Genomic DNA, 3,469 nt, shown 5'->3' with positions numbered 1-3,469 from the left:
CCGCCTCCGTGCTCGGCCTGGGCGGCTCCCTCATCCTGGTGGGCATCACACCCCGGCCACTGACCATCACCGAGGGCCTGACCTTCAACTACCTGCAGAAGCAGGTCCGCGGCCACTACGGCGGCTTCCCCGAGTCCGTCTCCGAGCTGGTGCAGCTGACCGCGGCCGGCCGCCTCGACCTGGCCCCCTCCATCACCGACCACATCCCGCTCATCGAGGCCGCCGACGCCGTCCACCGACTGGAGAACAAGATCGGCGACCCGATCCGCCTCATCCTCGTCCCCTGACGCCCGTCAGCAGGACGACAAGCCACCCTGGGCAGGGGTGAGTGGGCGCCGGTGCGTGAGGGAGCACCGGCGCCCACGGCTTTCCCGCAGCCAGAACCCGTGGAGATGGAGCCATGCACACGACCGACGCCCCGCGCCGCACTCCGCAGCGCAGCGACGCTCGCTCGAACCGCCGACGCATCCTCGCCGCTGCTCGGCAGAAGCTGCGGGACGACCCCGACGCGAGTCTCGACAGCATCGCCCTGGCAGCCGGCATCGCACGACGCACCTTCTACGGTCACTTCTCCAACCGTCAAGCCCTGATAGCCGAGTTGACGCAGGAAGCAGCCCAGGCGCTTCAACAGGCGTTCGCCGCGACCCGTGTCCCAGATATTGGTCCGCTGGAGACGATGACGCGGATGGCCCTGGCGGCGTGGGCGGTCGGCGACCAGTACCGCATGCTCATCTCCCTGGGGCGCCACCATCTGGGAGAGGAGACGATCCGCGCCACCCTGGCACCGGCCCGCGAAGAAGCCATCACAGCCATACGACGTGGCCAGCACGAAGGCGTGTTCGCGCACCACGTCCCCGCGCCCGTCCTCGCCCAAGCGCTGGAAGCCCTGATGCTGGCCCTCGCAGAGGAGAACACCACCTCCGCCTGGGCGGACCCCACGGGTGAGGCTGCGGCGACCGCGTTCCTCGTCGCCGCAGGAGTAGCACCACACATCGCATCGCGCCAGGTTCAAGACGTGTTGCATGAGCAAGTGGTTTCTCTGATGCGGTTATGACATGACGGAAGGCTGCCTGCTGCGGTGGACGAGCAGCCCCGGCGATCCGGACGACAGCCCGCACAGCCGTTTCCGCACGATGCACGGTACTGGTGGCCGCCCGGTCAGAACGGCTGTAGAGACTCGTTGACCAGCGTCGACCGAGACGCTCCAGGCGGGTGGTGCCGTGCCATTCGGTCCCGTCCACGCCGACGCGGAGGCGCGAGCCTGCGGCACGAGGCTTCGGCGCCTTAACCCTCTTCGTGCCGTTATTTCGCGTCTGCCCAGAAATTTCACCCTTGTAGGAGTTCAGACATGCCTGCCATTCTCATCCACGGCGTACCCGACACCCACCATGTGTGGGACGGCGTCCGCGAGCACCTGACCCGCAGCGCCGTGGAGGCTTGGGACCTGCCCGGTTTCGGTTCGCCGCGCCCCGAGGGCTTCCACTGCACCAAGGAGGAATACGTCTCCTGGCTCATCGAGCGGTTGGAGGCACTCGGCGAGCCGGTCGACCTGGTCGGCCACGACTGGGGCTGCCTCCTCACCGCGCGCGTGGCTTCCGTACGGCCGGATCTGATCCGCACATGGGCCGGCAGCAATGGTCCGGTCAGCGCCGAGTACGACTGGCATCCGCTGGCCAAGCTGTGGCAGGACCCCGTCGCGGGCGACCGCTGGGCCGAGGAGTACGACGCCGCCGCGTTCGCCAGGGACCTGACCGACAACCTCCAGGTCCCGGCTGAGCTGGCCGAGCAGACAGCCGGCCGCGTGGACGAGACCATGCGCGACAGCATTCTCAAGCTGTACCGTTCCGCGTTGACGGTCGGTGCGGAGTGGGAACCGGATCTCGCGAACCTGTCCGGACCGTCCCTGGTGTTCTGGGGGGCGTTCGACCCAGTCTGCCCCGTCGAGTTCGGCGAAAAGATGGCCGCGTCCGTACGCGCCACCCATTTTCTGAGGCTGGACAGCAGTCACTGGACGCCGATCCAGAAGCCGGTTGAGGTCGCCACCGCCCTCGAGGAACACTGGAGCAGCTCCCTGGGGTGACTGGCCCGCCCCACCGAGAGCGCCCGTGGTTGCACGTCGGGCGGCGCTGACGTCCGGCTCACGGGCGCCTATGAAAAGGCTTACCGACAGAGAACTCGAGGATCGTGGCGGCCGTCACGGGCCCGTGGCCGATGTCGTGACGGATCGACCTGCTGGAGCGTCGTCCTGCATCCGCCGGCCGAGCTGGTCGCCAACCTCGAAGCGCAGGGGTGCCCTGCGAAGGCCCCCTGACCATCACCCATACCCGCGCCGAGGGAACCCTGCTGTCCGCTCAGTGAAGGGCGACGGCGCGTACGAACTGCTGCGGCCGTTCCGCTTCCGGGCGTCTCCCTCGATCGGGATCTACCTGTGCGACTCCCGCAACCGCCGCGCCTGCCTGTACCTGATCAGCCAGGCGGCCGTGCCCTCACATCCAGCGATCAAGATTGCTACTAGATACAAACGCACCTTACGCTGTCCTGGACATCACCAGGAGGAGCCCGCATGCCACCCACGCCCCGCAGCCCACAAAAACCGTACATCAGCCCCCACGCGTGGGCGCAGTTCATCGACGCCGTCGCCCCCCTCGAGCTCACCGGCCCCCGCGCCCTCGAACTGGCCTTGGACTCCTACGCCCGCGACCTCATCCCCGCCGCCGTGATCGAGGACATCGACGCCGGCGCAGGCCGCAAGCAGGTCAACATGCGCATCAGTGGCGCCGTCTGGCAGCGCGCGGACGAGAAAAGACAGCACGAGGGCCGCTACGCCAACATGGCCACCCTCGTGAGCAAGCTGATCGGTGCCATCGCACAGGGGCGCCTGTCCATCACCATGACCGTCACCCCGAACCCGGTGGGCCCCAGGACCGCCGCCCCCCAGCTTGAAGCCCGAGGCGGCATCACCCCGTCGCCTCTCGCCGCCTGACCCGACCGCCACGAAGGGACCGGCCACTTATGACCACCGCATCCATCGGGCACCACGGGACAGTCCCCCCCATGCCCGAACGCAACCCTAAAGCCCTCCGCGCAGCCATCGCCCAGCACGCACCGAAACTCCTTGTCGACTTCGACCGGCACTGGCGCCGGGACATCGCCGACGCCTACGACCTCGCGCCCGTCCCCGCCTTCATGGCCCGCTGGTGGGGTGAATACGCCCTGGCCCGAAACCCCCAACTTGAGGCAAGAGTTCACGGCCTGGAGGACCAAGCCGCCGAAGAACCCGACTTCGCCCGCGCCAAAGTCATGATCGAAGAAGCTGGACAGCTCCGCCGCGAAGCGGCAAAGGCGGAACCAGGCCAGTGACAGACGACTTCATGGAGTGGTGTGCATCGTGAAGTAGCAGGTCGCGGGGCTGGTGTGCGTCGGCTCCGGGGTACTCATGCTGGTGACGGGCGGGTGACTTCGGTGGAGA

The 3,469-nt window shown here is 67.9% G+C and carries 4 protein-coding genes and 1 pseudogene; all 5 read left to right on the top strand.

All coding sequences use genetic code 11. The annotated features are described in order from the left end of the window. A pseudogene (locus tag ACWDA7_RS51405) lies at positions 1-287 on the top strand (zinc-binding dehydrogenase); the annotation flags it as partial. A gap of 113 nt (positions 288-400) precedes the next feature. After that, positions 401-1,054, top strand: coding sequence for a TetR/AcrR family transcriptional regulator (locus tag ACWDA7_RS51400; protein WP_450614945.1), 654 nt, complete (start codon positions 401-403; stop codon positions 1,052-1,054). 294 nt (positions 1,055-1,348) lie between these two features. Further along, positions 1,349-2,080, top strand: coding sequence for an alpha/beta fold hydrolase (locus ACWDA7_RS51395; RefSeq protein WP_450614943.1), 732 nt, complete (start codon positions 1,349-1,351; stop codon positions 2,078-2,080). A gap of 483 nt (positions 2,081-2,563) precedes the next feature. Beyond that, entirely contained in the window at positions 2,564-2,983 is a 420-nt protein-coding gene (locus ACWDA7_RS51390) for a hypothetical protein (RefSeq protein WP_450614941.1), read from the top strand. 71 nt (positions 2,984-3,054) lie between these two features. Further along, entirely contained in the window at positions 3,055-3,360 is a 306-nt protein-coding gene (locus ACWDA7_RS51385) for a hypothetical protein (protein WP_450614939.1), read from the top strand. Positions 3,361-3,469: the final 109 nt, after the last annotated feature.

The sequence above is a fragment of the Streptomyces sp. NPDC001156 genome (assembly GCF_053598275.1).
Note: the sequence above shows the minus strand (reverse complement) of the source record. Positions and strands in the feature narration are given on the sequence as shown.

Excerpts from the sequence above, each read along its gene's own strand:
- ACWDA7_RS51400 (WP_450614945.1), top strand. The coding sequence starts at position 401 with ATGCACACGACCGACGCCCCGCGCCGCACTCCGCAGCGCAGCGACGCT.
- ACWDA7_RS51395 (WP_450614943.1), top strand. The coding sequence starts at position 1,349 with ATGCCTGCCATTCTCATCCACGGCGTACCCGACACCCACCATGTGTGG.
- ACWDA7_RS51390 (WP_450614941.1), top strand. The coding sequence starts at position 2,564 with ATGCCACCCACGCCCCGCAGCCCACAAAAACCGTACATCAGCCCCCAC.
- ACWDA7_RS51385 (WP_450614939.1), top strand. The coding sequence starts at position 3,055 with ATGCCCGAACGCAACCCTAAAGCCCTCCGCGCAGCCATCGCCCAGCAC.